Below are 26939 nucleotides of genomic sequence, written 5' to 3' on the forward strand. Positions count from 1 at the left end.
GTTACATGCGGAAATGCTCGCCTAGATAGACGCGCCGCACGTTCTCGTTTTCAATGATGTCGCTGGGGGCGCCGGCCGCGAGCACGCTGCCGTCGCTGATGATGTACGCGTGATCGCAGATGCCGAGCGTCTCGCGCACGTTGTGATCGGTGATGAGCACGCCGATATTGCGTTGCTTCAGGAACTTCACGATCTTCTGGATTTCCAGCACCGCGATCGGGTCCACGCCCGCGAACGGCTCGTCGAGCAGGATGAAGCTCGGGTTCGTCGCGAGTGCGCGCGCGATTTCGACGCGCCGGCGTTCGCCGCCCGACAGCGACAGCGCCGGGTTGCCGCGCAGATGCGCGATCTGCAGTTCGTCGAGCAGTGCTTCGGTGCGCTGCGCGATCGCGTCCTTGGTGAGGCGCTTGCCCTGTTCGTCCAACTGCAGCTCGAGCACCGCGCGAATATTTTCCTCGACGCTCAGCTTGCGGAATACCGAAGCTTCCTGCGGCAGATACGAGAGGCCGAGCGACGCGCGCTTGTGGATCGGCAGCAGGCTGATCGACTTGCCGTCGAGATGAATTTCACCGGCGTCGAGCGGCACGAGGCCGACGATCATGTAGAACGACGTGGTCTTGCCGGCACCGTTCGGGCCGAGCAGACCGACCACCTCGCCGCTTTTCACGTCGAGCGATACGTCCTTGACGACCGTCCGCGAACCGTAACGCTTCTTCAGGCTGCGCACGACCAGCGAGCTGCTGGTGCCCGCCGGCTTGCGATGGGGAAGGGCGGGTGTACTCATGGTGCGCTCGATCCAGGTCCAGGCGCCGGGAACTGCGTCGCCGGCGTCAGCGTGGCGGACGCGCCGTTCAGCGGCGCGGGGCCGCCGTTACGCGGCGCCAGCATCGCGCGGACGCGGCCGTTCGGATTGCCCGGACCGGCGACGTCCTTGCCGGCCTTCGCCGTATAGAAGTCGTTCTGGCCGTCGTACGTGATCACGCTGCCGTGCACCTGATCCATGACCGTCGACAGGCCTTGCAGCCGGCGGACCGTCGCGTTGGTCGTCAGCGTGGTCAGGTCCTGCTTGCCGTCGTAGTCGATCCGTTCGGCGGTGCCGTCGATGTATTCGTCGAGCCCTTCGCGCTTCTGGCGGAAATAGGCGAGGTCCTTGCCGGTGGACGTGCCGGTCGCGTACTGGTAGCCCTGCGGATCCTGATGCACCTCGACGCGGTCGGCCTTGATCACGATCGTGCCTTTGGTCGCCACAACGTGGCCGGTGAAGACGTTGACCTGTTTCAGGTCGTCGTAAGTCATGTTGTCCGCTTCGATGTTCATCGGCTTGTCGCGGTCGGCGCGGTCGGCGTGCGCGAGCGGCGCGAAGCCGGCGAGCGGCAACGCGACGAGCAGCGCGGCGAATGCGGCACGGCACGCTGCGAGCGCGCGCGGATAGCCGGTATCAAAGCGGAGGAGCGATTCGTTCATGCAGTCACGCCTGGAATGGATTACCCGGGTTGCTTCAGGGAGCCGCCGGACGAATCTGACGGGGCGATCGCGCCGCGGACGTTGCCGAAGAGCTGTATGACCCGGGTGACGTTGTTGTAGTTCATGCCGCTGGCCGTCATGACGGACAGGCCGCGCTGAAGTTTAACCGGCTTTTCGGTCTCGATCACATCGTCGTTCACGAGCACGCGGAAATGTTCGGAGTTCGCCTGCATCTGCGGGTCGCCGGCGCCCGGTGCACGCAGGATCTGTGCGTTGCCGTACAGATCGACGATCGATACGTCGCCGTTCACCTTGCCGGTATCGCCCGTCGCGGTGACGATCGGCTTGCCCGGCTGGAATGCGCGGAGCGCGGGCAGCGTGAGATCGCTGTTCTCGTCGTCTTCGTAGTGAATCAGGTGCGTCGCCGTCAGACGGTATTGCGTCGCGCCCGACTGGTCGAGTTCGGATACCGAAAAATTGTCGGCGAAATAATCCGGCGTATGGGTTTTCGGCTTGATTTCGCCCTCGTTGGGCGGCGGCAGCGTGGCCTGCAGCAGCCACCACGTGATGCCGGCGAGCGCAGCCATCGCGACGAGCGGCAGCAGCGAGGTCAGACGAAACTGGTTCATCCGTTCACCCTTCGCACGCGGCCTGCAGCAGTGCGTCGTAGCGCTGCTGCGCGCGCAGCAGCGTGTCGCACAGTTCGCGCACTGCGCCGTGACCGCCGCGCGCCTGGCTGACCCAGTGGGCGCGCGCGAGCACTTCCGGATGCGAATTGGCTGGCGCGGCCGCGAAGCCGACCCGCAGCATCACCGCGAGATCGGGCCAGTCGTCGCCCATGTAGCCGCATTCTTCCGGCGCGATGCCGGTCTCGTCCAGCAGTTGCTGAAACGCGATCATCTTGTGCTCGATGCCCTGATACAGATGCTTGATACGCAGTTCCTGCGCACGCACGGCAACGATGCCCGACTTGCGGCCAGTGATGATCGCGGTGTCGATGCCGCCTTCGCGCAGCAGCTTCGCGCCGTGGCCGTCCATCGAATTGAACGCCTTCATCGTGTCGCCTTCGGCGGTGAACAGCAGGCCGCCGTCGGTCAGCACGCCGTCGACGTCGAAGATCATCAGCTTCACGCGGCTCGCGCGTTCGGTCGCGGTCAGGGGGGAAGTCATCAGATCACCTTCTTCGAAAACAGGTCATGCATGTTGAGCGCACCGATCAGCGTGCCGGCATCGTCGACGACGAGCATCTGATTGATCCGGTGCCGCTCCATCAGTTCCACCGCCTCGACGGCGAGGTGGTCCGGACCGATGGTACGCGGTCCGCGTGTCATCACCGAAGCGATCGGCAGGTCGCGGAAATCGCCGGCTTTTTCCAGCACGCGACGCAGGTCGCCGTCGGTGAAAATGCCTTCGACACGGTTCTGTTCGTCGACGATCGCGGTCATGCCCATCCGTTTCGCGGTCAGCTGGAACAGCGCGTCGCGCACGGTCGCGCTGCCGGTGACCTTCGGCACCTGGTCGTCGGTGCGCATTACGTCGCGCACGTAGGTCAGCAGGCGCCGGCCGAGCGCGCCGCCCGGATGCGAGCGCGCGAAGTCGTCCGCGCCGAAACCGCGCGCGTCGAGCACGGCAACCGCGAGCGCATCGCCGAGCGCGAGCGCGGCGGTGGTGCTGGCGGTGGGCGCGAGATTCATCGGGCAGGCTTCTTTGGAGACACCGGCGTTCAGATGCACGTCGGCCAGTTTCGCGAGGCTCGACTGCGGCCGGCCGGTGATACTGATCAGCTTCGCGCCGAGCCGCTTGATCAGCGGCAGGATTGCGACCAGTTCTTCCGATTCGCCGGAGTTCGACATCGCGACGAACACGTCGTCGGCGGTGACCATGCCGAGGTCGCCGTGGCTGGCTTCCGCCGGATGCACGAAGAACGCGGGCGTGCCGGTGCTGGCGAACGTGGCCGCCAGCTTGCGGGCGATGTGACCTGATTTTCCGATGCCGGAGACGACCACGCGTCCGCGGCAGCCGAGGATGAAATCGATCGCTTCGACAAAGCCGCCGTCGAGCTGATCTCGAAGCCCGCGTACCGCGTCTGCTTCGGTGTCGAGCACCTCGCGAGCGAGCGCAAGTGCCCGGTCGCCATTGATTTTCGCTATCATTCGCGAAGTATAGCAAAGGCGTTTGTTCGCCGCGCCGGGCGAGACCAGCCCGGCGGCCGCCCGTACGGGCCTCTCGATCCTGCTGTGCGCACCCAGAAAGCCGGGTGCCGCGCGGCGGTTCCGCTGACGAACGAGGACGCTTTTCCGATGCGTTTTTTCCGATGATCTCCCCGCTCGAAATGACGCTGTTCCTGCTGCTGGCTTCAGTGGTGGGCGTCGTCGTGTTCCGCTATCTGAACCTGCCGCCGATGCTTGGCTATCTGAGCGTCGGGATCGTCGTCGGTCCGCACGCGGCCGGCATCGTGCCGGATTCGACGGGCGCACAGAATCTCGCGGAATTCGGCGTCGTGTTCCTGATGTTCTCGATCGGGCTGGAGTTTTCGCTCGCGAAGCTGCGCTCGATGCGCCGGCTCGTCTTCGGGATGGGGCTGATGCAGGTACTCGGCACGATCGTGGTGGCGGTCGCGCTCGGCTTCGTGCTCGAGCGCTGGGTGCACATCACGTGGCAGGCGAGCGTCGCGCTGGGCGGCGCGCTCGCGATGTCGTCGACGGCGATCGTCAGCAAGATGCTCGCGGAACGGATGGAGATCGAGACCGAGCACGGCCGCAACATCTTCGGCGTGCTGCTGTTCCAGGATCTCGCCGTGGTGCCGCTGCTGATCGTCATCGCCGCGCTCGGCGGCGATTCGAAGGATCTCGTCGCGGTGCTCGGGCTAGCGTCGGTGAAGATCGTCGTCGCGTTGGCGCTGCTGCTGATCGTCGGACAGAAGTTCATGACGCGCTGGTTCAACGTCGTCGCGCGGCGCCGCTCGCAGGAACTGTTCATCCTGAACCTGCTGCTCGTCACGCTCGGTGCCGCGTTCATCACCGACAAGTTCGGGCTGTCGCTCGCACTCGGCGCGTTCATCGCCGGCATGCTGATCGCGGAGACGCCGTACCGGCATCAGGTGGAAGAGGACATAAAGCCGTTCCGCGACGTACTGCTCGGCCTGTTCTTCGTGACGACCGGGATGCTGCTCAATCCGCGCGTCGTGTGGGAGCATCCGTTCATCGTGCTCGGTTTTCTCGTCGGGCCGCTGCTGCTGAAGACCGTGATGATTACCGCGCTCGCGCGCTTGTTCGGCGCGACGCCGGGCGTGTCGATGCGCACTGGCATCGGCCTCGCGCAGGCCGGCGAATTCGGTTTCGTGCTGCTGAACCTGATTCTCGATAAACACCTCGTCGACGCGACGCTGCTGCAGGCGATTCTCGCCGCGATGCTGCTGTCGATGCTCGCCGCGCCGTTCCTGATCCAGAACGCGGACCGCATCGTGCTGCGGCTGTCGTCGACGGAATGGATGCAGCAGTCTCTGCAGATGACACGCATCGCGACGCAGAGCCTCAAGCAGAGCGGTCACGTGATCATCTGCGGCTATGGCCGTTCCGGGCAGAACCTCGCGCGCATGCTCGAACATGAAGGGCTGTCGTACGTCGCGCTCGATCTCGACCCCGATCGCGTGTCGGCTGCGGCGGCCGCGGGCGAATCAGTCGTGTTCGGCGATGCCGGACGGCGCGAATCGCTGCTCGCGGCCGGTATCCACCGAGCGGCGGCGATCGCGATCACCTACGCGAACACGCCGTCGGCACTGCGCGTGCTGCACAACATTCACGAACTCGAACCGACGTTGCCGGTGATCGTGCGTACCGTCGACGATGCCGATCTCGAGAAGCTGCTCGCGGCCGGCGCGACCGAAGTGATTCCGGAAATCGTCGAAGGCAGCCTGATGCTCGCGTCGCATACGCTCGTCGTGATGGGTGTGCCGATGCGGCGCGTCGTTCGGCGTGTCGAGGAAATGCGCGACGAGCGTTACAGCCTGTTGCGCGGCTATTTCCGCGGCGCCGACGACATCGACGATGACGACGGCCACGAACAGGTGCGGCTACAATCGGTGCCGGTCGACGAAAAGGCGGATGCGGTCGGTCGCACGCTCGCCGAGCTGGGTCTGTCGGATGTCGGCGTCGAAGTGACGGCGATTCGCCGCCACGGCATTCGCGGCGTCGCGCCTGATCCGTCGACGAAGCTGTGCGCAAGCGACATCGTCGTGCTGCGCGGTTTGCCGGAAGCGCTCGCGCAGGCCGAGGAACTTCTGTCAAAACGTCGCCGGGCCAGCGCCACGGCGTAGACCCAGCACAATCGAAGCATCGCTGCGACCCGCCGGGCGCACATCATCCGCATCAGTCAGGGAGAGATCATGTCCAACGTGCCAGCGAACGCGCCGTTCGATGCAGCTGCGTTCGTCAACAGCCAGATTCGCACGGTGCCGGACTGGCCGCAGCCCGGCGTACAGTTTCGCGACATCACGCCGCTGCTGCAGCACGCGAAGGCGCTGCGCGTGCTGGTCGATCTGTTCGTGCAGCGCTATATCGATGCGAAGCTCGATTACATCGCGGGTCTCGATGCGCGCGGTTTCATCATCGGGCCGATTCTCGCGTACGAACTGAATCTCGGCTTCATTCCGATCCGCAAGGTCGGCAAGCTGCCGTTTCACACGGTGTCCGAATCGTATGCGCTGGAATATGGCTCCGCGACCGTCGAGATTCACGAGGACGCGTGCAGTCGCGGCGATCGCGTCGTGATCGTCGACGACCTGATCGCGACCGGCGGCACGATGATGGCCGGCAAGAAACTGCTCGAGCGGTTGGGCGCCGTTGTGGTCGAAGGCGCTGCGATCATCGATCTGCCCGACCTCGGCGGATCGAAACTGCTCCGCGACGCGGGCCTGCAGCTATACACCGTCACTGAATTCGGCGGCCACTGAGCCGCCAACGTTTATCCAACGAGGGACACGCCCATGCCTAATTTCATGCTGTTTCTCGCGACGTCGATTGCGATCACGTTCGCGCCCGGCCCTGACAATCTGCAGGTGCTCGCGCGCGGCATTTCGCAGGGACGCGCGGCGGGCTTCGTCGCGGCGCTCGGTTTCGCGGCCGGCATCACGTTCCATACGACGCTCGCGGCGCTCGGCGTGGCAGCAGTGCTGCGCTCGTCGCCGGTCGCGTTCCAGGCGATCAAGCTCGCCGGTGCCGCGTACCTGGTCTGGATCGGCATCAAGGCACTGCGCAGCCGCGGCCTCGCGACCGCGCACGAGCGCGCGCCGCAACCCCTGTGGACCGTGTTTCGCCAGAGCGTGTTCGGCAACATGCTGAATCCGAAAGTCACGCTGTTCTTCATCGTGTTCCTGCCGCAATTCGTCGATCCGCATGGCGTGCAGAGCGTTACGCTGCAGATGCTCGAACTGGGCGGGCTGTTCATGCTGCAGACCGTCGCCGTGTTCTCGGTGTTCGGCGTGTGCGCGGGAATGATCGGCGGCTGGTTGAAGCGGCGTCCGAGCGTCGGCGTGTGGCTTGATCGACTGGCCGGTGCGACGTTCATCGCGATCGGCATTCGCGTCGCGTTGCGTGATTGATGCACGCTTGATGCACGCACGAGGACATTTCGCATGAGCTTGCCCTGCATCGTCGCCGCGCGCCGTTTCGATCCGGCGGCACACCGGCCGTTCGTGATCGATGGACAACAGGTCGGCTGGATTCGCGCAACCGACGTCGCGTTGCTCGCTCGCTGGCCCGACGTGTTCACCATCGACTCGAAGTGCGTCGTGCTGGCATCGCAGTTCGCGACCGTCGATGCGCGAAGTGCAGCGCTAGGCGCCGTGATCGGCGCACTCGCGGCGGACGGCCGGATTCCCGGCTGGCGCGACGAAACCTACGCGATCCGCAATGCGTTCGAGGCGCCGCCGCTCGCGTACATCGAACGCGCGTCGTCGCGCTTCTTCGGCACGATGACGTACGCGGTGCATCTGAACGGCGTCGTAGAATACGCAAACGGCGTACCGCAGTTGTGGATCGCGCGACGCAGCGATACGAAGGCCACCGATCCGGGCATGCTCGACAACGTCGTCGCGGGCGGGATCGGCTGGGGCTTCGGGATCGACGAGACGATCGTCAAGGAATGCTGGGAAGAGGCGGGTATCGAAAGCGACATCGCTTCGCGGGCCACACCGGGCCGCACCGCGCACGTGCTGCAGTCGTTACCCGAAGGCACGCAGGCCGAGCAGATTTTCATCTACGACCTCGCGCTGCCGCCCGATTTCACGCCGCACAATCAGGATGGCGAAGTGGGCGAGCACCGGCTTGCGCGCATCGACGAAGTCGCGCGCTGGATCGAAGACGGCGCGATGACGGTGGATGCGAGTCTCGCGACGCTCGATTGCCTGCTGCGCCGCCGATGGATCGACGAAGACGCGTGCGTGGGTATCGACGCGCTGTTCGCGCCGCCGCCTTTGCCGCACGGTTAACGCGGTAGCGCGCGTCACACCGCACGACCGCACATTGAAACGAATCAGCGACTGGAAGGGAGTTACCGGGTCATGTCGACCGATCACAGCTTTATTCTGAAACTGTCGTGCGCCGACCGGCCCGGCATCGTCCATGCGGTATCGGGCTTTCTGTTCGAGCGAGGCAGCAACATTCTCGACTCGGCGCAGTTCGGCGACAGCCGCACCGGCGAGTTCTTCATGCGCGTGCATTTTCAGCAGGTGGGCGGCGACCCGGGTCTCGACGCGTTGCGTGCGTCGTTCGACACGCTCGCGCAGCAGTTCGAGATGCGCTGGGAATTGCACGACGCGACGGTGAAGCCGCGAGTGGTGATCATGGTGTCGAAGATCGGGCATTGCTTGAACGACTTGTTGTTCCGCTATCGCACGGGGCAACTGGCGATCGAGATTCCCGCGATCATTTCGAATCACAAAGAGTTTTACCAGCTCGCCGCGAGCTACGACATTCCGTTTCATCATTTTCCGCTCTTGAGCGGAACGCCTGATGCGAAGGCTGCGCAGGAAGCGCGCGTGCTTGAAGTGATCGACGAGCATCGTGCGGATCTCGTGGTGCTTGCGCGTTACATGCAGATTTTGTCGCCGCAGTTGTGTGAGCGACTTACTGGTCGCGCGATCAATATTCATCATTCTTTTCTGCCTAGCTTCAAGGGGGCGAAGCCGTATTACCAGGCGTTCGATCGCGGTGTGAAGTTGATCGGAGCGACGGCGCATTACGTGACGACGGATCTCGATGAAGGGCCGATCGTCGAGCAGGAAGTGGAGCGTGTCGATCACAGCATGACGCCGGAGCAGTTGACGGCGATCGGGCGTGATGTGGAGTGTGTGACGCTGGCGCGTGCTGTGAGGTGGCACGTCGAGCATCGGATTGTTTTGAATGGGAGTAAGACGGTCGTATTTAAATAGGAATTTGGTTTTTGGTTTTTTTCGCCTGGTTTCTTTGCTTTCCGCGCGGTGCTTATTTGCGCCTCGCGGCGCAGGCGTTGCCCCTGTGCGGGGCGGCACCTACTTTTCTTTGCCGCGGCAAAGAAAAGTAGGCAAAAGAAAGCCGCTGAGACGAAGCTTCTCCTTTCCGTGTGTGACCACAGTGGCACTCGCCTAAGTGGACACCACGTTCACCACTGCGTAGTGGTCCGAGACGAGACTTGCCCTCGCATTGTTTGCCATCGTGGCAAGGCAGTCATCCGTTCCGGCGCGCTTCGCCGCCGTGAGGCATAACACCCTTCTTTCAATGTGATCGCCTGGCGGGGTGGCCATTGCACATGCGGCCATATGTTTGTGGCGGCCACTCACCGCGCTCAACGCGATCGCGTTTTGCCTGCGCCCCAATCTTCCAGATGGTTTCCCAAGCAGACCGGTCCGCGCGCACACAAGTGCGCCGCGGGATGTGCGGGTGCCTTGTCACTTCGGTTTGCGGCAAGGGAGACGATCTCGTCTCGGACCATCAGGCAGGGTGAACGTGGCGCCCATTTAGGCGAGGGCCACTGGGGTCACACACGGAAAGGAGAAGCTTCGTCTCGGCGGCTTTCTTTTGCCTACTTTTCTTTGCCGCGGCAAAGAAAAGTAGGTGCCGCCCCGCACAGGGGCAACGCCTGCGCCGCGAGGCGCGAGTAAGCACCGCCGTGCGGAAGAAAAGAAGAGGAGCGCACCAAAAGAAGAGAGCGCCGCGCCGCGAAGATCAAACAAGCTCTCGCCTGCAAAGGCAAAAAGCAAAAAGCAAAAAGCAAAAGCGAAAGAATGACAAAGAACAGAAACGAGCCCTATACCATCCTCAAATAAATCAACTCACGTTTGATATACGCGTAAAAAATCGGCGCGGCGATTACGCCAGGAATCCCAAACGCAGCCTCCATCACCAGCATTGCGACCAGCAACTCCCACGCACGCGCTTCGATCTGTCCACCAACAATACGCGCATTCAAAAAATATTCGAGCTTGTGAATCACGATCAGAAACACAAGCGCCGTAACCGCAGCCGGAAAACTCACCGACAACGCCACCGCGACAATCAACGTATTCGAGATCAGATTGCCGATCACCGGCAGCAAACCGACGATGAACGTCACCAGCACCAGCGTCTTCGATAGCGGCAGCGGCGCATGCATGAGCGGCAACAGCACCAGCAGGAACAGACCCGTGAACGTCGAGTTCAACGCCGATATCTTGATCTGCGCAAAGACGATCCGGCGAAACGCGTCAGCGAACCGGCTCACCCGCGTGACGAACGCTGTGGACAGCGGTAGCCGCTGCGATTGCCTCTGCGCGCCGATCGCGATGATCGCGCCGATGATCATTCCAAGCAGCACGTGCGTGAACACCCGCGCCGCGTTCTTGCCGCCCTGCTGCAACTGGCTCGCATGCGCGTGCATCAGCATCGTCGCTTTCTGCTTCATCTGGTCGGTATCGACCGGCAGGTAAGTCGCGATGAATTCCGGCAGCCGGCCGCGTGCCTGGTCGATTAGCTGCATCGCCTGGTCGAGTAGCTTCTGCACGCTCGGGACGTCTTTCTCGAAATGTTCGGTGACGCCGATCACAAAGCCTGCCAACACACCGACGATCACGATCGACAGCAGCACGACGGACAGCCAGCGCGCCCGCTTGCTCGACATGTGTCGTTCGATCCGCGGGGACATCGTGTGCACGAGCTGATAGACCAGCATGCCCGCGAGCAATGCGCCGAGCAGCTTCAGATGCAGCACCGCCCACATCGCGAACAGCGCGACGATATAACTGCCGATCTCGACGGCCGACAACTTCGGCAGGCTCATGTCGCTCGTCAGCCTGACCGGGCGTGGTCTGAGGTCCTGCACCTGCCCGTCGTCGGGCGCCTCGTTACGCTTGGTCATCGCTCCTTCCCTGTCTCCTGTGTCGATCAGAGTTAGCGCTTTAGCGCTTACTCTGATCCCATGCTGGAGTTGGCGCTTTAGCGCCTTACTCCGGCGTCGATCCCCATCAGTGCTTTAGCGCTTACTCCGGCGTCGATCTCCATCAGTGCTTTAGCGCTTATTCTGGCGTCGACCCATACGTCACTTCACCCCGCACCCCACCTTCACTTCACCGCCGCCAATGCCGCCCGCTTAAGCAACGGCGCAAGATACCGACCGGTAAAACTTGCCTTCGACTTCGCCACCTGCTCCGGCGTCCCCTGCGCGATGATCTGGCCGCCCCCCGCACCGCCTTCCGGACCGAGGTCGATGACCCAGTCGGCGGTTTTGATTACATCGAGATTATGCTCGATGATCACGACGGTATTGCCCTGATCGCGTAACCGGTGAATCACCCCCAGCAGCAGCGCAATGTCGTGGAAGTGCAGGCCGGTAGTCGGTTCGTCGAGTATATATAGCGTGCGACCCGTGTCGCGCTTGCTCAGTTCCAGAGAAAGCTTCACGCGTTGCGCTTCGCCGCCCGACAGCGTCGTCGCCGACTGGCCGAGACGGATGTAGCCGAGCCCGACGTCGAGCAGCGTTTTCAGCTTGCGCGCGATGACCGGCACCGCCCGGAAGAACTCGTGTGCATGTTCGACGGTCATGTCGAGCACTTCGCTGATGTTCTTGCCTTTGTACTGAACATCGAGCGTTTCGCGGTTGTAGCGCTTGCCGTGGCAGACGTCGCACGGCACGTAGACGTCCGGCAAAAAGTGCATCTCGACCTTCAGCACGCCGTCGCCCTGGCACGATTCGCAGCGGCCACCCTTCACGTTGAACGAGAAGCGGCCCGGATCGTAGCCGCGTTCCTTCGCGGCGGGGACGCCGGCGAACAGTTCGCGGATCGGTGTGAACAGGCCGGTGTAGGTGGCCGGGTTCGAGCGCGGCGTGCGGCCGATCGGTGACTGGTCGACGTTGATCACCTTGTCGAAATGCTCGAGTCCTTCGATCGCCTCGTACGGCGCAGGCTCCGCCGACGAACCGTACAGGTGATGCGCGACCGCGTGATACAGCGTGTCGTTGATCAGCGTCGATTTGCCCGAACCCGACACGCCGGTCACACAGGTGAGCAGCCCCACCGGCAGATCGAGCGTGACGTGCTGCAGGTTGTTGCCGTACGCCTCGACGATGCGCAGATGCCGTTCGTCGGGCGATTTGCGCTCGTCCGGGTACTCGATCGTGCGTGCGCCCGACAGGTACTGGCCGGTCATCGATGCGTGGTCCGCCTGCACTTCGTCCGGCGTGCCTTCGGCGATGATCATGCCGCCGTGTTCGCCGGCGCCGGGCCCCATGTCGACGACGTAGTCCGCCATCCGGATCATGTCCTCGTCATGCTCGACGACGATCACCGAGTTGCCGAGATCGCGCAGATGCTTGAGCGTCGAGATCAATCGATCGTTGTCGCGCTGATGCAGGCCGATCGACGGTTCATCGAGCACGTACATCACGCCGGTCAGGCCCGAGCCGATCTGCGACGCGAGCCGGATGCGCTGCGCCTCGCCGCCCGACAGCGTTTCCGCGCTGCGTTCGAGCGACAGATAGTCGAGCCCGACGTTATTCAGGAACGTGAGCCGCGCGACGATTTCCTTGATGACCTTGTCGGCGATTTCGCGCTTCGAACCTTCGAGCCGCAGCGTCTGGAAATAACCGAGCGTGTCGCGCAACGGCCAGCCACTCACTTCGAAGATGCCGCGTGCGTCGCTGTCCGAGCCGATCCGCACGAAGCGCGCTTCGCGGCGCAGCCGCGTGCCTTCGCACGCAGGGCACGCCTGATTGTTCTGATACTTCGCGAGTTCTTCGCGCACCGCGACCGAATCGGTTTCGCGGTAGCGTCGTTCGAGATTCGGGATGATCCCTTCGAACACATGCTCGCGTACCGACGTGCGGCCGCGCTCGTTGATGTACGAGAACGGGATGGTCTGCTTGCCCGAGCCGTACAGCAGGATCTTGCGGACTTTTTCCGGCAGGTCTTCGAACGCGGTATCGATGTCGAATTCGTAGAATGCCGCGAGACTCTGCAGCATCTGAAAATAGAACTGGTTGCGCCGGTCCCAACCCTTCACGGCGCCGGCTGCGAGCGATAGCGACGGATGCGCGACCACCCGCTTCGGATCGAAGAACGTGATCTGCCCGAGGCCGTCGCATTCCGGGCACGCGCCCATCGGGTTGTTGAACGAGAAGAGCCGCGGCTCGAGTTCCTGCAGCGAGTACGAGCAGATCGGGCACGCGAACTTCGAGCTGAACAGATGCTCGGCGTCGGTATCCATTTCGAGCGCGATCGCGCGGCCGTCGGCGAGGCGCAGCGCGGTTTCGAACGACTCCGCGAGGCGCTGCTTCATGTCGGCGCGCACTTTCAGGCGGTCGATCACGACGTCGATCGTATGCTTGTCATTCTTCTTCAGCTTCGGCAGCGTCTCGACGTCGTAGATCTTCGCGACGCCTTCGTTCGCCGTGCCGCCGCCCGAGCGCACGCGAAACCGCACGAAGCCCTGCGCCTGCATTTCCTCGAACAGCTCGACGTGCTCACCCTTGCGGTTCGCCACCACCGGCGCGAGGATCATCAGCTTGGTGTCTTCCGGCAGCGCGAGCGCCGCGTCGACCATCTGCGACACGCTTTGCGCTTCGAGCGGGATGTTGTGATCCGGGCAGTAAGGCGTACCGACCCGCGCGTACAGCAGCCGCAGGTAGTCGTGGATTTCCGTGACCGTGCCGACCGTGGAGCGCGGATTGTGCGACGTCGCCTTCTGCTCGATTGAAATAGCCGGCGACAGCCCTTCGATCAGGTCGACGTCCGGCTTTTCCATCAGCTGCAGAAACTGCCGCGCGTACGCCGACAGACTCTCGACGTAGCGGCGCTGGCCTTCCGCGTACAGCGTATCGAAGGCGAGCGACGATTTTCCCGAGCCGGACAGGCCGGTAATCACGATCAGCTTGTGACGCGGCAGGTCAAGATTGACGTTCTTCAGGTTGTGGGTGCGGGCCCCACGGATACGGATTTGTTCCACGCATTTATTCCATGAGATGGTGGAAAGAGAGGCAAACCAAACCTGCTACTATAACGACTTTTCCAGACCGCCGTTACGGCGTCCTGACGGCGCGCAACAGGCGCGGCGCGGGCGGCGAGGCAACGGTCCAGCGTCGCGCGCAACCGTCGCGGGCGGAGCGTTCTGCTGGTATTTGCGGTCATTTCGCGCGACTGCAAGGCGGCGACGAATCTGCCACTGGGGCGTCGCCTGCGCGCTGCCCGATCATCCAAAAATCGTCCTCGATGTCCAATCCGTCCGCACTCTCCTCACGCATGAGCGCGCCCGAGTTGCGCGCGACCGCGTCGCTGGCCGCCATCTTCGCGCTGCGCATGCTCGGCCTCTTCATGATCATGCCGGTCTTCTCGATCTACGCGAAGACGATTCCCGGCGGCGACAACGTACTGCTGGTCGGCATCGCACTCGGTGCGTACGGCGTCACGCAGTCGATGCTCTACATCTTCTACGGCTGGATTTCCGACAAGATCGGCCGCAAGCCAGTGATTGCCACCGGCCTGCTGATCTTCGCGATCGGCAGCTTCGTCGCGGCCGGCGCGCACGACATGACCTGGATCATCGTGGGGCGGGTGATTCAGGGGATGGGCGCGGTGTCGTCGGCGGTGCTCGCGTTTATCGCCGACCTGACCGCCGAGGAGCATCGCACCAAGGCAATGGCGATGGTCGGCGGAAGTATCGGCATGTCGTTCGCGGTGGCGATCGTCGGCGCGCCGATCGTGTTCCATTGGGTCGGCATGAGCGGGCTGTTCGCACTCGTTGGCGTGTTCTCGATTCTCGCGATCGGCGTCGTGCTGTGGGTCGTGCCCGACGCGCCGAAGCCGGTGCACGTGCGGGCGCCGTTCGCCGAGGTGCTGCACAACGTCGAACTGCTGCGTCTGAATTTCGGCGTGCTGGTGCTGCATGCAACGCAGACCGCGCTCTTTCTCGTCGTGCCGCGCATTCTCGAGGCGGGCGGTTTGCCGGTCGCTTCACACTGGAAGATCTACCTGCCGGTGATGGGCCTGTCGTTCGTGATGATGGTTCCCGCGATCATCGCCGCCGAGAAACGCGGCAAGATGAAAGTCGTACTGGTCTCGGCCATCGGTCTTATCCTGATCGGCCAATTGCTGCTCGGCGCGGCCCCGCATACCATCCTCAGTGTGGCTGCGATCCTCTTTGTGTACTTCCTCGGCTTCAACATTCTCGAGGCGTCGCAACCATCGCTCGTGTCGAAACTGGCGCCGGGCACCCGCAAGGGCGCGGCGGTCGGCGTGTACAACACGACCCAGTCGATCGGCCTCGCGCTCGGCGGCGTGATGGGCGGCTGGCTGCTGAAGGCGGACGGTGCGAGTACGGTTTTCTACGCGTGTTCTGCGCTCGTGTTTTGCTGGCTTATAATCGCCGCAAACATGAAGCAGCCGCCGCGCAAGGCCTGACAGGGCTCATAAGACTCATCGGCGGCAGGCTGCGATCTATCGGTCGAGCCGCCTGCAACGGAATCAACAGGAGAAACTCATGGCATCCGTGAACAAGGTCATTCTCGTCGGCAATCTCGGCGCCGATCCGGAAGTTCGTTATCTTCCGAGCGGCGACGCAGTGGCGAACATTCGCCTTGCCACGACCGATCGTTATAAGGACAAGGCGTCCGGCGAATTCAAGGAAGTGACCGAATGGCATCGCGTGTCGTTCTTCGGCCGGCTCGCGGAAATCGTGTCGGAATATCTGAAGAAGGGCTCGTCGGTTTACATCGAAGGCCGTATTCGCACGCGCAAGTGGCAGGCGCAGGACGGCACCGACCGTTATTCGACTGAAATCGTCGCCGATCAGATGCAGATGCTGGGTGGCCGTGGCGGTGCGGGTGGCGGCGGTGGTGGCGATGACGGTGGGTATAGCCGTGGTGAGCCGTCGGAGCGTAGTGGCGGTGGTGGTGGTCGCGCTGTGTCCGGTGGTGGTGGCGGTGGTGCACGTAGCGGCGGTGGCGGTGGTGGTTCGAGCCGTCCGAGCGCGCCGGCAGGCGGCGGGTTTGATGAGATGGATGACGATATTCCGTTCTAACCGAACACGAATCGCAGCAGTACAAAAGGCCCCAGGCTTTTCATCCAGACCAACCGTCTGGGTGGATATCCCGGGGCCTTTTTTTTCCAGCTTGCTCTGAGTCGACGTGCCTCTACACCTTCGACGGCCCCGCACTCTTCCACTTCTCCAGCATGCTCAAAGTCGGAACCGGCGCAAAGTTCATCAGCGCTCTCTCCGTATCGGGACCATGCGCGTTTTCCCACGCACCCAGCAACTGCGCGGTGTCATGCAGATCCGCTCCGTAGACCCGATGCGAGAAGATCAGCGCATAACCCATCCCGCCCACCAGCACGAAGCGCGTGAACACGCCTTCGACCACACCCGGTCCCGCCATCATCGACGCGAGAAAATGTTCGGCCGGACGATCGGACGTCATCGGCACGGAGTTCGTCTTCAGCACCACGCTGCCTCTCGATTTGTTGCCTTCGAGTACCCCGTTGGCCTGGGCGGCGAGATCGTCCGCGGTCTTGATGTCGCGGTACGCGACGACCGATACCATCTCGGTCCAGTGATCGAGATCCGTCTGCCCCGGTGGCGTGAATTCGAACAGCTTGTCGTTGGTCCAGCGGAAAAGATAGTCGGCCCCGTTGAAACGAAATGCCGCTGATGGAGCCGTCTGCGCAGCGACGAAACGAAGCTGCGTCATCGACGCCACCGCCACGAGCCCGGCGATCAGCCGTCGCCGTTTTAACATCCGGATCTGCTGCACGATCGCTTCTCCCTGTTTGATTCGCACGACGGCTGTCCTCGGTCGTTCAGTTCTGCGTGAACGTATTGAGCGAGGAGCACAGGAAACCCGTGCATCCGTTCGCGAGGAAGTATAGCGACACGGGTACGGGTGGCGCACCGAAGCCGAGATCGCCGAGGTACGCCTGGCTTTCCGCGCCTTGTGCATTCGCCTGCTGGATGAACGCGGCGCTCGTCGACTGTGGCGTCTGCGATTGATACGTGAAGGTCGCAGATTGCGACTGATCCTTCACATAGACCGCAGCGCTGTCGGTGCCGAATCCCATGCCGCCTTTGAAGCGGTAGCCCTTCGCGCCTTCGTTGTTCGCCTGCGTCACCAGGTCGCCGGCACTTTGCGCCGGCGTCACGGCATCGTACGTATAGGTCGACGACGACGAGTTGTCCTTCATGTACAGCGACGTGCTCGCCGCATCCAGCTGGACCGGCCCGTAGTACCAGTATCCGTTCTGGCCTTGCCCGTTGGCCTGCGTCAGGAACGCGGCCGAACCGGTCGGTGCGGCGACCGCGGCGTACGTATACGTCGATGACGCATTGCCCTGATGACGATACAGATTGCCGAACGTCAGCGGGCCGTCGTAGCGGAAGCCCTTCGTGCCCTCCTGGTTCGCCTGCGCGATAAAGCCGGCCTGCGTGGCGTCCGCAGCCTGGAATTCGTAGCTGTACGTGTTGGAGCCGTCGTTGATGAAGACATTCTTGATACTGCCGCCGTCGCCCGAAAAGGATACTTCGGCGATATAGCGGTAGCCCTTCGCGCCTTCCGTATTCAACTGGGCGAGGAACGAGGTTGCGTCGGTGGGCGCTGCCAGTGCTTCATACACCATCGTCCGCACGGAGCCGGAGCCCGTGCCTGTTGTAGGACCGGTGCCGGTCGTGCCGCCGTTGGCGGTACCGCCGCCGGAACTACCGCCATTTTTGACGTCATCACCACCGCAGGCGGACAGCAACAGACACGCGGATGCTGCAATCACGAAGAACTTGGAGGTCATTTTTCACCTGTATTTGTATTTGGCCTGGTTTGTCGGACGCTTTTACCGGCGATGAATCGAAGCTCCGGTATAAATGTGCTGACGGGCATGCTGCTCGTGAAGATTTAATGAACCTGGATACTGGGAAGCTTCGACGGTATCAAAGTAGATAGCTCTATCTACTTTGATACCGTCGTGGATGATAACGATTTTGTGGGTACTATTTTTAAAATAAATTGCTGTCTCGATTTTTGAGGTGTCCGGTCGCGGAAATATAAAGTGGATAATCGTCTCATCCCCTGTTGGAGCGACGTTATTCGCGAGACGATAATCCACCTCAAAATGCCCGAACCGTGAATACGACCCGGCGATCGACGCGCTTTGCAATCTCAGGCGTCGCTGTTTAAACCCGTGCCTGGCAATATCCCGCTGCCTGCGATCACGGCGGATATTTCACTGGACGCCCGCGCGAACCGCCGTTGCTGTAGACGTCCCGCACGCGCCGCTATAATTGCGCTCGACCGTATCCATGGAGATTTCGCTGTGAGAAAGATCGCCGCTTTTGCACTCGTCGCGCTTGCGCTCGCGGGTTGCTCGTCTGCCGAAAAAGAACAGCAGCAGGCGCAGAGATACGAACGCAACGAGGGCAGTCTGACTACCGCGCAACACAATGCGGCGGTCGATTGCAAGCCGGAAAACTGCGACGCGGCGTGGGCGCTCACGAAGCAGTACGTGCAGCAGCATTCCGACACGTCGGTGATTCGTGCGGACGCAGTCGCGATCGACACCGACGTGCCGTTCAGTTCGGGCAAGGTCTCGTTCTCGGCGACTCGGGTCGCGAAGGGGGCCGGCGCGACGCTCGCGCTGTTCGCGCAATGTCCGGGGATGTACGGATCCAACGACGCTAAAGGCTCGGACTATGACAAGTGCGTGGGGAAAATCCTCAAGGGCTTGAACGGTTATGTGCCGTTCCTCAGTGCGCATCTGTCTGGCGGTCAGGCGCACTGAATGTCGTGTGCCGCGGTGAAATCGGCGTTCCGCCACGCGCCGCGCGCATTGAACATTGACCGGACGCCGTTCGTCTTCATTAACGCTCGTGTAGCAGTTTCGAAAAGCGAAGCGTACTGATGCATTCCCTGTCATCCGCGCGCATTCGTTTTCATAGAAAATAGTCTGCATTTCCAATGCATCGTGCGGCGGCGTGGCGATCGCTGCGGGCGCGATGCATCATGCAGACAGGATAACGACCAAAAAGCGTGGGTTCGCAATGAATATCGATTTTCACTATGGGGTCGTCTATGCGGTCGCCCGTCTGGGCGGCATGAGCGTGGACGAGGCGCGGACCGTCGCGCATTCGTGTCAGTACGTCGACGATGCAACGACGGAAGGGCTGCTGAAGTTTGCCGGCGGCGAGACCTTCGAGCGCATTGCCAGCGCGCACGATCTGATCGACTACAAGAACGCCGACGATAACCAGAATCGCCGCATCTGGGTGCCGTTTCACTTCCTGCCCGGCGCACAGGGCGACACGCTCGACCAGCGCGCGGTGTGCCGTCCGAATAGCGACGTCGCGAAGATGATGGTCCGGCGCTCGCTCGCCGCCCACGATGCGTACAACGCGCTGCACCGGCTCGGCGTGACGCTCCACGTCTATGTGGATACGTGGGCCCACCAGGGCTTCGCCGGTATCGAGAGCGACTACAACCGGATTACGCACCTCGAAGGCGACGACTACGATCACGACACCTGGCGCGGCAGATTAAGCCACATGCTGGTCAAGGTCGGTCTGGATGTGGCCACCGTCAGTATCGATATGGTCTCGGGTCTGGGGCATGGCGCCGCGCTGCATTTCCCCGACATGCCGTGGGTGAGATGGCGGTATCGCTGCAAGGGCTCGCATGAATTCGTCGAGCGCGACAATCTGCCTGCGTACATCGAAGCTGCGGACATGACCTGCCGGGTCGTGCAGGCATTCAAGGCGGGGACGCAGGCGTTCGAGACGCAACCCGGTTTGTCGGCGGAAGCGAAGACGGCGATCGGCGCATTGCTTGGCGACAGCCGCAGCCATGATTCCAACGCGCGCCTCACGCGCATCGGCGACGCGATCGCCGCCGGCGAGATTCCTGGTCTGAAGGAAGAACTGCCGCCCTATATCCCGAAGGGGCCGCACTCGTGGAAGCATCTCGCCACCGGCCTCACGGCGAAAGACGACCGGGGGGACGCGCCGAACTGGTCGCAGCACTTCGAAGATTCGGATTACCGGAAATTCCACGACGCGACGAAGGAACATCTCTTCGTGGTCATTCAACAAATCCTGCCGACATTCGGGCTGCGGCTCACGTGAACCTGTGAGCAGCCACAGTCGAAAAACCCCGCACGTGCGGGGTTTTTTGTTTCCGGTGTATGGCGATGCTATCGGCGTGAAATGGTGAGTCTGATGCGGTTCGCGTCCGCCATCGTGATCGCGATTTCCGTACGCTGATCGCGTGGACCCAGATAAAAGTGCTGACGTGCCGGCGAATTCTCATCGTGCGTCGCATCGGGAAGACACGACGCGACGTCTGCCGCGACGCTCTCGAGTGCGCCCGCATGTTCGCCGCCTTCGCCGTGCGGCGTCCACTCGCATTGATAACCGCCAGACATCGCACCGCATTGCACGTTGTCGCCTGCGGGCTGCGCGATACCTTGCACGTCGCTGGTCTGCAATCCGCCGAAGCCGCCGGGTGCTGCGGCGACGATGCGCTTGAGCGCAGGGCACGGTCCGGGCGAATCGTCCGCATGAGCCATCGACGATGCAAACATCGCATACGTCGTCGAGGCAAACATGATTGCGGTGAGTGCTGCGTGAACTGGTTTCATCGTCGCGCCTCCTCGTCGGGTCTTACTTCACCGAACCGTACGGCGAACCGGATTTCATCGGATGATTCGACCCGGCGCCCGATGAGAGCTTAGCGCATCGACGCACGACGTGAACGTTACGGACGAAGCAGATCGTAGCCGCCCAGCATCACCGCGCCGCTCAACGCGATCATCGCAACCGAATGCTGGCCGAAGTAGAGAATCGCGGCGGCCAGCCAGCTCGCGATGAAAAATGCGCCCAGTCGTTTCATGATGTGCTCCGTTGCGCGCTCACAGCGCCCGCCATGCGGGCGATGAAAATCACGCGTGCTGATACCGATATTCCTGCGTCCTGCCGCCGTAACCGTACGACGCTGCCCGCACGTCCTGCACGTAGATATAGCTTTCCTCGTGCAGATTCCCGAGCAGTTCTGAAAAGCCTGCGAACGCGGCCTCGATATAGCGTGCTTTCTCGGCTTTCGTGTTGGTCTCGTCGGTGATCTTGATGTCGAAGTAGACGCTGCTCTTGCCCTGCGCGCTCAGCGATTGTCCGCCGACGATCCAGTCGTCCGGATCGACGTATTCGATCGCGATCGCCGTCACCTTCGGATCTTTACCGAGGATGCGGGTAGTCAGATCGAGCAGCAGCGTAGCGATGCGCTCTGTCGTTTCGCGCGACTTTTTCGCGCTGACCTTCACGTTGAGAATCGGCATTTTACGAGCTCCATTTAGTTAGCGTTGCAACTATCTAGGTAAAAAAATTCAGGGAAGTGCCGAACGAGCGTCGCGAAGCTTCGCAACGGTCTCGCCGAACTCCGTGCTGCCCAGTACCCGCTTGAGCCGCGCTGTTACCGCGGCGCTTGCGCCGTTCAATGCGACCTTGATGTCGACCGCTTTCGATGTCGGGAAAATCGCCACCTCTCGACCGTCGCCATTCGTCCTGCGGCGCTCGATATAACCGCGCGCTTCCAGCCCATCCAGCGCACGCGTAGCGGTAGGCCGCGCGATCACCAGTTGATCCGACAACTCCCGCGCCAGCATGCCGGGGCGATTGATGATCGCCCGCAGCATGAAGCCTTGCGGCGGCGTCAGCTCGAACGGCGCGAACGCATCGGTCCACTCGCGCTCGAGGCGGCGAGCGAGTGCGGTCGTGTTGAAGTAAAGGCATTCGTCGAACATGGACGAAGCTTAGTGCAGTGTAGTTAGCATTGCAACTACTTTTCGAATGCGGCAAACGGGCGTCGAAATGAACCCGTATGCCGCGAGAATCGCCTACTGCACGTCGTTAGCCAGCGCCACGCGAGCCTTCGCCTCAGCGCTACCGTCGACGAAATACTTCGCCGACCAGCTACTGTCGGGCTGCAGGATCAACCGTTCGTGCGTCGTGCCGCTACGCTGTTCCTCGATCGCGATGGCGCGTGCGCGGTAATGCTCGTACAGACGCAGGAACTCCGCGAGATAGATCGCCGCGATCCGCTTGTCGCGGATTTCGAGCAGATTCTCGTCATTGTAGTGCTCGGAGTTCTGGCTCATGTTCGCCGAGCCCGAATAGACGATCGGGTCGGAGCCTTCCGCGTCGATCACGAGAAACTTGTGATGCACGATGACGGGCGCGTACGGCGGCGCCTTTTCGCCGGGAAACACCTGCATTTCCGGCATGAAACCGTCCGGCACGGTGGCCGGCGAAAAGTAGTTCGCATCGATCACGTCGCGCTGATCGCGGCTGCGGTGATACAGCTCGAGATTCGCGAGCTGCGTCGTGTTGACGACCTTGCCGTCGTGTTGCGCGGCCTCGGCATCGGTCGCTGACTTCGCGCTGATGTGATTGACGAGCCCGAACATCATCAGCCCGCGATCGCCAGCGGCGAAGCACGCATCGCGCAACGGCGCGTCGGTCGGCATAAACAGGCAGAACATAACCGAATGCTTTGCGCGTCCGATTGCGTCGACGATCGTATCGATCTGCGTGCGCTGGTTCTTCGGCTCCGGCGAGAAGCACACGCGCACCTGTGCACTGCCGACCTGCATGCTGTCCGACCAGCCCGGCGTGAGCGCGGCAGTCGCCGCGATCGTTGGATTGCTGGAGAGCGCCGCTGCGCGATCGCTGTAGTGCTGCGCGAGCTCGGCGGATTCGAACAGATGCAGCACGTTGGCCTGCTCGGTGATGCCCTCAGTCGTGAAGTTCGCGGAGCCGGTCAGCACGCGGTCGGGCGGCGTGTTCGCTTGCGCGTCGCCGGCGACGATGAACTTGTCGTGCATGATGTGCGTCTTGTCGCGCGGCAGGCAGCGCGCGAGATCGATCAACGCATCGACGGCCGGCTGGTTCGGCGACGGCTGCGCCGGCTTGCCCTTCACCGGCACCGTGTGCGCGTCGTACACGACGGCGAGCGCGTCCTTGCCGTGCGCGCGGCCGAACGTCTCGAACGCGGGGATCGCCCACAGCGAATCGGTCAGGTGATACACCGCCGACACGGCGCGCGCCGCGCCGTCGAAAACCGTCTCGAAGGTCTGTTCCAGATCGTTCGCGAGCCACGTACGCAGCTTCAGCGCCTGCTCGGGCGAAGGCGCTTCGTTATGGCCGAGCTTCATTGTGCTCACCATCCGCGAGAACGCCTGCGAGCTGACCACCGCACGGTTGAACCACGTGCCGATGCCGTCTTCGACGTGTGCCGGCAGCGTCACTGAAACATTCCCGACGTCGCTGCCCAGACGCTGCAGCTGCGTCGGCGTACCGACCACCGGCCACACTTCGTAGGTGAACGTCTTCTGACGATCCGGCGGATCGATGCGCGCATCCCACCACATGAACTTCTGGATCGGCGCTTCGCTGGTCGGTGCATCGCGCTGGATGTCGGCGGCGGGGCCGGCGAACGTCACGCGGTTCGGCAGCCAGCTGCTCGCTTCGCGTGTACGGCCGTCCGCGTGCAAAAAGCCAGGCGTGCGCCGGATCGCGAATCCGAGAAAGTCGTCGCGTGCGTGGCCTTCGGGCCAGTCGAACGCGAGCAGGACAAGTGTCGGGGATACGTAGCTTCGGACGCTGACTTTCATCCATTACCTCTGCGTGGTCGATTTGACGCAGTGTGCAGAAGGCGCTTGTTAAAACGATGACAGCGGCGGATGCAGCGACCGCTCGTCCGCAGAAAAATCCGTTCAACTGAAGAGGCGAGTCAGCGCCTCGCGCGCGTTGGCCACCAGCTGACTTTCGCCGGGCCGCCCCGGCAGCAGATGGAATTCGACCGCGGGCAACGCCGGCAATCCGCTCCCCGGCGGACACGCAACCACCCCCGGCCCGATCGACGACTCGTTCAGACACGAGATGCCGAGCCCCGCCTTCAACGCAAGCTGCAAACCCGCGACACCCGACGCCGAGTGCGAGATCAGATAGGGCACCTTGCGTTCGTCGAGCAGCTTCACGACGAAGCGCTGCAGCTGACACGTCGACGGCAACAGCACGAGTGGATACGGCGCCGTCACGTGTGGCTCGGCGTCAACGGCGCTGACCCACAGCAGGCGCTCGCGCCGGACCACCTTGCCGGTCGACCGGGCACCGACCGTCACGCGACGATTGCCCGGCGTGACGAGGCGCAGCGATAACCCGATATCGAACGACGCGTCGCCGTCGGCATGACTGTCGATCACCGCGCTCGGCATCACGGTCACGTGCAGACGCAGCCGGGGATGCTGCTCCGAGAACGTCTTCAGCACGCGCGCGATGTCGTGCGGCCGGTAGTAGTCGGTGATCGCGATGCGCAGCTCGCCGTCGAGCGAGCGGCCCTGCAGGTCTTCGAGCGCGGCTTCGCTCATCGCGAGAATGCGCCGCGCGTGATCGAGCAGCTTCGCGCCGGCGGGCGTCGCGGTGACGCCCTGCTTGCTGCGCAGGAACAGCGGCTGGCCCGCACGCTCCTCGAGCTTGCGCAACTGCTCGCTGACCGACGACTGCGACAGAAACACCCGCTCCGCACCCGCCGACACACTGCCGGCCTCGGCGACCATGACGAAGGTACGCAACTGGTTCAGATCGAAAGCACGCTGGTTCATGATTCGGATATTCCGATGGAAGTCATCTTATTTTCCCGCTTTTCCGATGGAAGGTCCACCCCTACGATGACGCTAAATCCTCATGGAGGCTGTCATCATGGAATCGAACCTGTCCCGCGCTGCGGCGCGTAATCATCGGTGGAAGGTGCTCGGCGTCGGCTTTGCGGCGAACGCCAGTTTCTCCGCCGCGTTCTCCGGCATCCCGACGACCGCCGTGTTTCTCCGCTCGGGTTATCACATCGACAACAGCGCGCTGGGGCTGGTGCTCGGCATGCTGGGACTCGGCATCGCGGTTAGCGAACTGCCGTGGGGCATGCTCACCGATCGCTGGGGCGATCGTCGCGTGCTGCTGCTCGGACTCGGCTTGACGGCTGCGGCACTGGCCGCGATGGCGCTGGTCGCCGCGCCGCGCCCGGACGCGGTGCCGGGTGTCGCGGCGCTCGCGTCCTGGCTGCTGCTGGTGGGGATACTGGGCGGCAGCGTCAACGGGTCGAGCGGACGCGCGGTGATGGCGTGGTTCCGCGAAGGCGAACGCGGCCTCGCGATGAGCATCCGGCAGACGGCGGTTCCCGCCGGCGGCGGTCTCGGCGCACTCGCGCTGCCGGCGCTTGCCGCGCATGGCGGTTTCGTCGCGGTGTACAGCGTGCTGGCGGTCCTGTGCGCGGTGACGGCGGTATTCGCGTATCGCTGGCTGCATGAGCCGCCGGCTGCGGCGAGCGTATCGGCCGACGGCACGACGACCCGCAACGGCGATGCCGTGTCCGTACCGCGTTCTCCGTTGCGCGATGTCGCGGTGTGGCGGGTCGCGCTCGGCATCGGCGCGCTCTGCGTGCCGCAACTCGCGGTCGTCACGTTCGGTACGGTGTTCCTGCACGACTTCGGCCACGCGGGCGTCGTGACGATCAGCGCGACGATGGCAGCTGTGCAGACGGGTGCTGCCATCGCTCGGGTATGGAGCGGCCGTTGGACCGATCGGCACGGTAACCGTCGCGCTTACATGCGGGCATGCAGCGTGATCACCGCCGTACTGTTTGCTTCGCTCGCGCTGGTGGTCGCCGGTTTTGGGATGCCGCACGGTGCGATGACCCTGGTGTTCGCCGGCATGATCGTCGCGGGTGGCGTGTCCGCATCGGCGTGGCACGGTGTCGCGTTCACGGAACTCGCGACGCTCGCCGGTACGAGCCGTGCAGGCACCGCGCTCGCGATGGGCAACACCGGCGCGTTCCTGACGCTGTTCGTCACGCCGCTCGCGATTCCTCTGTTGCTGTCGATCGGGGCGTGGCCCGCGGTCTGGGCGGTGGCGAGTGTGTTCGCGTTGATTGCGCTGCCGGTGTTCCCGCGCGCAGTGACGGCAGTACGTACGGGCGCTGGGGTGAGCACGACGCGGTCACGCCGCGTTGCGCAGGACGTCCGCTAAGTTGTCCGCAATGGCTGCGTTGCAGATGCCCGCAACGCAGCCGCTCACAATGCAGTGCCATCACACCCCCACGCGATTCGGAATTCTCTGATGGGCATTCGATGCGACGCATGATGTGATCGCAGATAAAGCCATATCAGGGGATCTTCTCGTGACACTTCGCGTCGTCCTGGCGGACGACCATCCGTTCGTTCTGCTTGGCGCCCGCGTTTCGCTCGCGACACACGCCGACATTGCTGTCGTCGGCGAAGCGGGTGGCCCGACGGCGCTGCTCGATCTACTGCGCGCTACGCCGTGCGACGTGCTGGTCACCGACCTCACCATGCCCGAAGCGGATGGCAGCACCGCCGACGGCCTGTGCCTGTTGAACCGCGTGCGCCGTAGCTGGCCGTCGATGCGCATCGTCGTGCTGACCGGCCTGACGAACGCCGCAGTCCTGCGTTCGATTCTCGCCGAGGGCGTCACCGGCATTCTCAACAAGATCGAGCCGATGGACGAACTCGCTGTTGCGATCCGCCGCGCGGCATGCGGACGCGCGTATCTCGGCAAATCGATCCTCGACGCGATCGCGGTGACGGGCGGCGACGCGCCGGCCAGCGTGCAGCAGCGTCGGCTGTCGCCGCGCGAGGCGGAAGTGGTCCGCCTGTTCACGGCGGGCCAGTCGATCTCGGGGATCGCGCGCACGCTCGAGCGCGACGTTCGCACCGTGAGCCGGCAGAAGCGCGACGCGATGGTGAAGCTCGGCGTCAACAACGATGCGGGGCTCTTCATCTACGTGCGAGCGAATGGCTTGCTGTAGATACGCTTTACTGCGGGCGTCCGGGGCGCTGTTTTAAGAACTATCTGATGTCGCTTGGACGATCGCTGAGTCATGCTCGCGACCGGACTCGTCCGTCATGGATCGGACGAGCCGGCGGGATCGCGGGG

The 26939-nt window shown here is 63.0% G+C and carries 26 protein-coding genes; 11 read left to right on the plus strand and 15 right to left on the minus strand.

All coding sequences use genetic code 11. The features are described 5' to 3' along the window. Position 1: 1 nt before the first annotated feature. The 5 genes from lptB to kdsD are packed head-to-tail and all read right to left on the minus strand — an operon-like array spanning position 2 to position 3617. Positions 2-784 (minus strand): LPS export ABC transporter ATP-binding protein, encoded by a 783-nt coding sequence (lptB, locus tag E1748_RS25675; RefSeq protein ID WP_133650071.1) that lies wholly within the window; start codon positions 782-784, stop codon positions 2-4. Then, the gene (lptA, locus tag E1748_RS25680) at positions 781-1464 is read right to left on the minus strand and encodes a lipopolysaccharide transport periplasmic protein LptA (protein ID WP_133650072.1); all 684 of its coding nucleotides are present in this window, start codon (positions 1462-1464) and stop codon (positions 781-783) included. Before lptA ends, lptB begins: the two co-directional genes overlap by 4 nt. A gap of 20 nt (positions 1465-1484) precedes the next feature. Beyond that, entirely contained in the window at positions 1485-2093 is a 609-nt protein-coding gene (lptC, locus tag E1748_RS25685) for an LPS export ABC transporter periplasmic protein LptC (RefSeq protein ID WP_133650073.1), read from the minus strand. A gap of 4 nt (positions 2094-2097) precedes the next feature. Further along, the gene (locus E1748_RS25690) at positions 2098-2634 is read right to left on the minus strand and encodes a KdsC family phosphatase (RefSeq protein ID WP_133650074.1); all 537 of its coding nucleotides are present in this window, start codon (positions 2632-2634) and stop codon (positions 2098-2100) included. Then, positions 2634-3617 (minus strand): arabinose 5-phosphate isomerase KdsD, encoded by a 984-nt coding sequence (gene kdsD / locus E1748_RS25695; RefSeq protein WP_133650075.1) that lies wholly within the window; start codon positions 3615-3617, stop codon positions 2634-2636. Before kdsD ends, E1748_RS25690 begins: the two co-directional genes overlap by 1 nt. Before the next feature lie 161 nt (positions 3618-3778). Between kdsD and E1748_RS25700 the strand changes: the two genes are divergently transcribed. The 5 genes from E1748_RS25700 (at position 3779) to purU (ending at position 8893) form a co-directional block, all read left to right on the plus strand. Further along, positions 3779-5779: a monovalent cation:proton antiporter family protein gene (locus E1748_RS25700; RefSeq protein ID WP_133650076.1), complete on the plus strand. Its 2001-nt coding sequence runs from the start codon at positions 3779-3781 to the stop codon at positions 5777-5779. 69 nt (positions 5780-5848) lie between these two features. Then, a complete protein-coding gene (locus tag E1748_RS25705; RefSeq protein WP_133650077.1) occupies positions 5849-6415 on the plus strand; it encodes an adenine phosphoribosyltransferase in 567 nt (188 codons plus the stop codon). A 33-nt stretch (positions 6416-6448) separates the two neighbouring features. Beyond that, positions 6449-7063: a LysE family translocator gene (locus tag E1748_RS25710; RefSeq protein ID WP_133650078.1), complete on the plus strand. Its 615-nt coding sequence runs from the start codon at positions 6449-6451 to the stop codon at positions 7061-7063. A 33-nt stretch (positions 7064-7096) separates the two neighbouring features. Further along, entirely contained in the window at positions 7097-7951 is an 855-nt protein-coding gene (locus E1748_RS25715) for an NUDIX hydrolase (RefSeq protein WP_133650079.1), read from the plus strand. 72 nt (positions 7952-8023) lie between these two features. Next, positions 8024-8893: a formyltetrahydrofolate deformylase gene (gene purU, locus E1748_RS25720; protein WP_133650080.1), complete on the plus strand. Its 870-nt coding sequence runs from the start codon at positions 8024-8026 to the stop codon at positions 8891-8893. 854 nt (positions 8894-9747) lie between these two features. On the opposite strand, the gene E1748_RS25725 is transcribed toward purU, so the two are convergent. Then, positions 9748-10833, minus strand: a complete 1086-nt coding sequence (locus E1748_RS25725) for an AI-2E family transporter (protein WP_133650081.1) — start codon at positions 10831-10833, stop codon at positions 9748-9750. 203 nt (positions 10834-11036) lie between these two features. Further along, a complete protein-coding gene (gene uvrA / locus E1748_RS25730; RefSeq protein WP_133650082.1) occupies positions 11037-13916 on the minus strand; it encodes an excinuclease ABC subunit UvrA in 2880 nt (959 codons plus the stop codon). Between the two features lie 263 nt (positions 13917-14179). Here uvrA and E1748_RS25735 point away from each other — a divergent pair, with 263 nt between their 5' ends. Both E1748_RS25735 and E1748_RS25740 read left to right on the plus strand, forming a co-directional pair. Further along, positions 14180-15367 (plus strand): MFS transporter, encoded by a 1188-nt coding sequence (locus E1748_RS25735; protein WP_133650083.1) that lies wholly within the window; start codon positions 14180-14182, stop codon positions 15365-15367. Positions 15368-15446: 79 nt separating this feature from the next. Further along, positions 15447-15986 carry a single-stranded DNA-binding protein gene (locus tag E1748_RS25740; protein ID WP_133650084.1) on the plus strand — a complete coding sequence of 180 codons (540 nt, stop codon included), beginning with the start codon at positions 15447-15449 and terminating at the stop codon, positions 15984-15986. 112 nt (positions 15987-16098) lie between these two features. Here E1748_RS25740 and E1748_RS25745 read toward each other — a convergent pair whose 3' ends face one another. Further along, entirely contained in the window at positions 16099-16743 is a 645-nt protein-coding gene (locus E1748_RS25745; RefSeq protein WP_133650085.1) for a hypothetical protein, read from the minus strand. 19 nt (positions 16744-16762) lie between these two features. After that, the gene (locus tag E1748_RS25750; protein WP_133650086.1) at positions 16763-17740 is read right to left on the minus strand and encodes a hypothetical protein; all 978 of its coding nucleotides are present in this window, start codon (positions 17738-17740) and stop codon (positions 16763-16765) included. Between the two features lie 522 nt (positions 17741-18262). On the opposite strand from E1748_RS25750, the gene E1748_RS25755 reads away from it, so the two are divergent. Both E1748_RS25755 and E1748_RS25760 read left to right on the plus strand, forming a co-directional pair. Then, complete coding sequence (locus E1748_RS25755) at positions 18263-18727, plus strand: hypothetical protein (protein WP_133650087.1); 465 nt, start codon at positions 18263-18265, stop codon at positions 18725-18727. A gap of 259 nt (positions 18728-18986) precedes the next feature. Continuing rightward, on the plus strand, positions 18987-20063 hold the full coding sequence (locus tag E1748_RS25760) for a DUF6765 family protein (protein ID WP_133650088.1): 1077 nt from the start codon (positions 18987-18989) through the stop codon (positions 20061-20063). 68 nt (positions 20064-20131) lie between these two features. On the opposite strand, the gene E1748_RS25765 is transcribed toward E1748_RS25760, so the two are convergent. The 6 genes from E1748_RS25765 to E1748_RS25785 form a co-directional block, all read right to left on the minus strand. Continuing rightward, positions 20132-20578, minus strand: a complete 447-nt coding sequence (locus E1748_RS25765; protein ID WP_133650089.1) for a hypothetical protein — start codon at positions 20576-20578, stop codon at positions 20132-20134. A gap of 116 nt (positions 20579-20694) precedes the next feature. Beyond that, complete coding sequence (locus E1748_RS31960) at positions 20695-20829, minus strand: hypothetical protein (protein WP_276324137.1); 135 nt, start codon at positions 20827-20829, stop codon at positions 20695-20697. Positions 20830-20878: 49 nt separating this feature from the next. Then, positions 20879-21271, minus strand: a complete 393-nt coding sequence (locus E1748_RS25770; RefSeq protein WP_133650090.1) for a tautomerase family protein — start codon at positions 21269-21271, stop codon at positions 20879-20881. A gap of 48 nt (positions 21272-21319) precedes the next feature. Further along, complete coding sequence (locus tag E1748_RS25775; protein WP_133650091.1) at positions 21320-21736, minus strand: MarR family winged helix-turn-helix transcriptional regulator; 417 nt, start codon at positions 21734-21736, stop codon at positions 21320-21322. Between the two features lie 93 nt (positions 21737-21829). Next, on the minus strand, positions 21830-23605 hold the full coding sequence (locus E1748_RS25780) for a phospholipase D-like domain-containing protein (protein WP_133650092.1): 1776 nt from the start codon (positions 23603-23605) through the stop codon (positions 21830-21832). Between the two features lie 102 nt (positions 23606-23707). After that, positions 23708-24595 carry a LysR family transcriptional regulator gene (locus E1748_RS25785; protein ID WP_133650093.1) on the minus strand — a complete coding sequence of 296 codons (888 nt, stop codon included), beginning with the start codon at positions 24593-24595 and terminating at the stop codon, positions 23708-23710. Positions 24596-24692: 97 nt separating this feature from the next. Between E1748_RS25785 and E1748_RS25790 the strand changes: the two genes are divergently transcribed. Together E1748_RS25790 and E1748_RS25795 are read left to right on the plus strand one after the other, a co-directional pair. Continuing rightward, positions 24693-26012: an MFS transporter gene (locus E1748_RS25790; protein ID WP_133650094.1), complete on the plus strand. Its 1320-nt coding sequence runs from the start codon at positions 24693-24695 to the stop codon at positions 26010-26012. A 151-nt stretch (positions 26013-26163) separates the two neighbouring features. Beyond that, positions 26164-26811: a response regulator gene (locus E1748_RS25795; RefSeq protein WP_133650095.1), complete on the plus strand. Its 648-nt coding sequence runs from the start codon at positions 26164-26166 to the stop codon at positions 26809-26811. Positions 26812-26939: the final 128 nt, after the last annotated feature.

The organism is Paraburkholderia flava (assembly GCF_004359985.1).
GTDB lineage: Bacteria > Pseudomonadota > Gammaproteobacteria > Burkholderiales > Burkholderiaceae > Paraburkholderia > Paraburkholderia flava.